Raw genomic sequence first — 5,044 nt, forward strand, 5'->3', positions numbered from 1 at the left:
CAATATACGCCGCAAGGATAACAAAGACCATATTATGGTACGAGTCTGTCATCTCAAGCATAAGAAAAGCACCTGTAAGGGGCGCACGCACGGATGAGCCGAACAGCCCTGCCATGCACAGGATGAGTATGGTGGCGGCCCTGTCCGGCGCTACCAGGTCAAAAAGCAACATGGTGGATGCAAGACAGGCCCCGGCCATCCCGCCCATAAACAGGATGGGCATGAGCAGCCCCCCTGCCACACCCGTGGCAAAACTGGCGCAGGAAAAAAGCATTTTGACGCCCAGCAGCAGCAAAAGTGCGGTCAGCGGGATGGACAGGCGCGCCAGATCCAGCGCTCCTATGCCGAAGCCGGCCAGCACTGTGGGATAAAAATACAAAAAAAGACCGGCGCACATAAAGGGTATGACTACCCGTAAATGCAGGGGCAGCAACCTTGTCCTGTCCGCCCAGAGGGTCATGCGTATGAGCACGGTATTATACAGTACGCCAAGCCCGCCCATGACCACACCGGCAACGGGTACGAGCCACCATTCGCGCCACGGCAGCATGGAGTGTACCCCAAAAGGAAAGACCAGCCCGAAGCCGAAAATGCCCTGCATCACATAGATGGCCGCAAAGGCCGTGATGGCACAGGTTATGACCATCGGCGCCCTGAGAGGGGTTTTCATCTCCTCAAAGGCAAAGCACATGCCTGCCAGCGGCGCGCCAAAGGCGGCGGCAAGGCCGGCGGCGCTGCCCCCCACGAGGTAACGGGGATTATTGGCAGCCGTGCTGTCTTTCCACAGGGTTCCCACTCCGACGCCCAAAGAGGCTCCCATCATGATGCACGGCCCCTCGCGCCCCACAGAAAGCCCCCCCGTAAGGGCGGCCAGCGCGCCAGCAAACTTGCACAGCAACACCCGCAGCCAGTTCATGCGCAGCTTGCCCTTGACCATCAGCTCCACCTGGGGGATCCCGCTGCCGCTGATGAGCGGCTCCGCGCGCAAAAGCAGCACGGAAATGACGGACAAAAGTAAAAGACCGCCAAAAACGGCCAGCGCCATGAGGTGGTCTGCAAGGCCGCGCTGCCCCACAGCTCCCACAAGCCAGTGGGTGATGATATCATTCAAATGCCGGAACAGGCCAACCACAGCCCCGGTGGCGCTGCCCACAAGCAGGGCCTGCACAATAATTTTGCCCAGGCCGGAAACACCCATTTCTGTAAAATCGCGCTTGATCTGGGGAAAAGGATTGCCTGTTTTCACTAACATACCCTTATTCGAGGCATTTTTTGCGGGATTTGCGACCGGACAAACGCGCCGCGCATTGATGGAACCAACCGGAAACCACGTATACGTCGCAGGAAGAGAAAAAAGCCTTTTGCACTGCCGGGGCCGGGGCGCGACAAGCCAACGGCAAAACAATGACAGGTCGGCGACAGAACAACAGCGGGCCGAACACGCCTGGCGGCCCGCTTTCATCTACAGCACTAAAACGCCGCCTGCCCGTTTTCCGGTGGCAGCATGGGCAGTATGGCCGGAACAGGGAGGCTTTTCAAGTTATTGCATAAAATTTGTAAAAAAAGCTTGCCAAGGTCGCGGCAAATAGGTACAAGACTTTTCCAGCGATGTGGAACACAAACCACATTTGCCGCGAGCCGAGGTAGCTCAGTTGGTAGAGCAGGGGACTGAAAATCCCCGTGTCGGCAGTTCAATTCTGTCCCTCGGCACCATAGAAATCAAGGACTTAGGTAGAAATACCCAAGTCCTTTTTTCGTTTGGGGAAAACCCTCTCCCCCACCTCTCCCCCGTCTGAGGATGACGCAAGGTGAATACCAGTGATTCCCAGTGAGGATGCCAAGGCTAAACAGGCTGTGTACATACCCTCGTCCTTTTGTCACAATTGGACAGACCCGGAGGAACAGCGCAATGCCTAATCGTGCACCATCCTTTCCAAGATATCTCAATCTGCTGCCGTATTCAGGTTTTTGGGATACACTTGATTTTGAACCAACGCACGTAAAAATGTTGTTTTACCTGGATCCTCCTTGTCTGGCGCGAACACTTTTTTCAATTGCCGAAATCATGAGAGATTCCTTTCGGATAAATATATATGACAATGAATATTTACCGAATTTGGGTTTCATTTTTTTTAGCGATCAAAATGATACTGATAAACCCGATGAACTTGGGTTTGCAAAGGGCATTTCAAAAAAGAGTCTTGTAAAAGATTTGCAGCAAAATGGATTTATAAATATACGTGATGAGAAATCAGAGAATAAAAGAACCTTTGTTGACTGCCTGTTACATAGAAATGTTGATCTGGAACGCCTATACTATCTGATCCGAAAATCAATGCCAATGCCACCCTCAAAAAGACGAACAAAACAGTTCCTTAATGTCCTGACGTATACGTCCACTAAAAAAGCTGCCACACTGCTGTGCCAAAAAAACATAAATAAAATTGGCCTTATGAATAGGTTCCTATTTATAAATGACGATGTTTGTGCCAGGCATGACAGTTCTAATGAACTCTCTGAAACTATAATTAAGACCGTTGTAAATGTTTCTAATAAAATTAAAGAATTTTCTTTTATAGCAACACAGGATGACCTCAATATTGTTGAAAAACGCCTTAACTATATAAAACTAAAATTAGATTTTTTCCCTTTTGTAAAAAGTGAAATAAAAAATTTAACAGAATTATACAGATCAACAATAATAAAAATATATTTTATACTGATTGTTATGCGGCAAGAACAATCACTCAAATCTGCAATGCCTGCATGGCCGTTAGCTGACGTTTTGGCAAGAATTTTAATAAATGAAAAAATATATCTGTTGGAAAAAACATCCAAAAACAAACTGCTCTACAAAAATTTATTAGAATTTTTGAAATTCAGAGAAATCATCACGGCTAGAGAGCTCAAAAGAAAATTTCAATATGCTGATAAGACGATATTTAATTTTTATATCAATTATTTTCTTGAATTAGGAATCCTTTCAAAACAACTTTGTACCAAGTTTGGAGGAAAAAAATTACCACAATTCTTCCATGTGGTTGGTGAACGCATTGATACTGATGGCAGGATAGAGTGGGGGCTCTATCCGCCATCAGTAAAAACTTAAGAGAGCTAAAGTCTCTCGGATTCGCCTTCGGGGAGAGCCAGGTTTTCCTGCTCCGTTGTCTCCTCACTGGCACTACCCGTCCGGGACTCCAACTCCGTAGCCACATAGGCCGCAGTAAATACTCCTACGATTCCGGCCAGTATGCCGCCTATAAATGTCCATTTACTGTTCATGGTTATTCTCCTTTTCAGTTGCGTAAATGCAGGAGGCGGGATATTTCCCGCCTCCTGTTCGTCTGCCGTTTTGAATAGATCAATCGTCCCAATTTTCCTTGATGACCTGCAACACAGCAATAGCAACAGGTATCCATGCCAGTGGGTTCATACAGCCTCCTTGGGTATCAGCAGCGCGGAATACGCAGTCGGTTGTGGGTGAAGAATGTTGGATTGGGCCGTGCCGGATTCCAGCGGCAATAGTCCAAGGGTACCATCATGCTGCACCGCCTTTGAGTAAGGCGGTTTGGAGCATGTCAAACATGACGGGGGCCAGGTCGGACAGATCGTTAATGACCCGGCTGGTCTGTGGCAGCAGGTGGGCGATGTGTTCGTCACGGATGCCAAGGCCATACACCTCATAACCAAGTTTTTGCGCTACGGTCACAGCATGGATTGCTGCGTGTGTATTGTCGGGTATTCCGTCAGTAATGATGAGAATGATTTTCCGTTGCTCCTTGAGGAACAGCATGGTCTGCATGACCCACCACAGGGCCGCAGCCAGAGGGGTTCCGCCGGAGGCATTGATGTCAAAGTTGTCCGGTACCTTTTGACCATGCCGCATGATGGGGAATACAGAACTTGTGGAAGCCATCGCGGGAAAGGCCGTGACCGCAGGATTTACGCCACAGATGTGTTCCAATGCTTTTGCTACAGCAAAGCACGCCTGCCTTGCCAAAACGATGGGAACGCCGCTCATACTGCCGCTGACATCCAGCAGGATATGCACAGCGGTGTTGAGGCCCGCTTGTTCCGCCTCCCTGCGGAAAATGCGCGGATTGCCCGTCTGCAGCCGATGGAGCGAACCGGGGTGCAAGACCCCACGCCGACCGATGCTGCATTGTTTTTGTGTCCGTACCTGTAAAAATCCCTGGAGGCGGGTTCGCAAGGCAATACTGGCCTGAAGGGCTTGCAGCTTCTGCGGCTCAGGCAATACGCCCGAAGGTCGAAACCCTTCTACCGCCACCGTAACACTCTCAAAGGCCGATTCGGCCTGACAAAGAGTAAGTGCCGTTGAAAGAAGCTCGCCCAGGTTTTGCGGCAGGTCTTGCGCTTCGGTATGCAACAAGGCTGTAAGCTGGGCTTTGGCCTTGCTGAGGGGTGCTGGTTGCTGCGTTTGAGATGCACAATCAGGCGAAATCTCCTGCTCTGATTGAGAGGTAGAATCGCAGAGGTCAGCTCCGTTTCTTCTGGTTTCCTTTTGTTGCTGTTGCGGCTCCCACTGCCGGATGCTCTGGGCCAATTGACTAGCATAGGCGATGGTGGAAGCAGTATCAGGGCAATGTATGCGAACTTTGATTAAGATGGCATCCAGCGTTTCCTTCAGGCCGGGGAACTGCTGGCGTAGCACCTCTGCTGCTGCCAGGCGTGACATGTTCACTTCTTCCACATCCCAGGCCCGTACGGTCAACAGCACATAGTCTAAAACAGCAAGGGCCGGAGGATCACCCCCGGCCCTTGGCTGTGCCTGTTCCACAAAGAATCGTCGTATCAACCAGTTTAAATTGTGCCGACAACCGGGGAATATGGAAGACAGCTTCTTTTCTACACGCCAATCCTCCAGGCAGTTAAAGAGGTTGAAGGTTACAGGATCAAGCTTGACGGTCCTCAGCGCAGTAAAATCCGTGTGCCTTATGTGGGCCGCCTCGTGATCCACGAATCCGCGAGCCATTGCCAGCAATTCCGGCTCGCAATCCATAGGCAATGCAGGCAAATAGATAAC

The 5,044-nt window shown here is 50.3% G+C and carries 3 protein-coding genes and 1 tRNA gene; 2 read left to right on the top strand and 2 right to left on the bottom strand.

Annotated features, from left to right (window positions below; translation table 11 throughout):
- Window positions 1-1,252 (bottom strand): chloride channel protein (locus QZ377_RS06105; RefSeq protein WP_291440304.1); only part of this gene is annotated, 1,252 nt, incomplete at its 3' end.
- Between the two features lie 385 nt (window positions 1,253-1,637).
- Between QZ377_RS06105 and QZ377_RS06110 the strand changes: the two genes are divergently transcribed.
- Together QZ377_RS06110 and QZ377_RS06115 are read left to right on the top strand one after the other, a co-directional pair.
- Window positions 1,638-1,713 (top strand) — tRNA-Phe (locus QZ377_RS06110).
- A gap of 196 nt (window positions 1,714-1,909) precedes the next feature.
- Window positions 1,910-3,109, top strand: a complete 1,200-nt coding sequence (locus QZ377_RS06115) for a hypothetical protein (protein WP_291440305.1) — start codon at window positions 1,910-1,912, stop codon at window positions 3,107-3,109.
- Between the two features lie 429 nt (window positions 3,110-3,538).
- Here the strand turns inward: QZ377_RS06115 and QZ377_RS06120 are convergent, their stop codons facing one another.
- Window positions 3,539-5,035 (bottom strand): VWA domain-containing protein, encoded by a 1,497-nt coding sequence (locus QZ377_RS06120; protein WP_365854391.1) that lies wholly within the window; start codon window positions 5,033-5,035, stop codon window positions 3,539-3,541.
- Window positions 5,036-5,044: the final 9 nt, after the last annotated feature.

It is taken from the genome of Desulfovibrio sp. (genome assembly GCF_019424165.1).
Lineage (GTDB): Bacteria > Desulfobacterota > Desulfovibrionia > Desulfovibrionales > Desulfovibrionaceae > Desulfovibrio.

What these genes read in the sequence shown, in the direction of transcription:
- QZ377_RS06115 (WP_291440305.1), top strand. Translation starts at nt 1,910, where the DNA reads ATGCCTAATCGTGCACCATCCTTTCCAAGATATCTCAATCTGCTGCCG.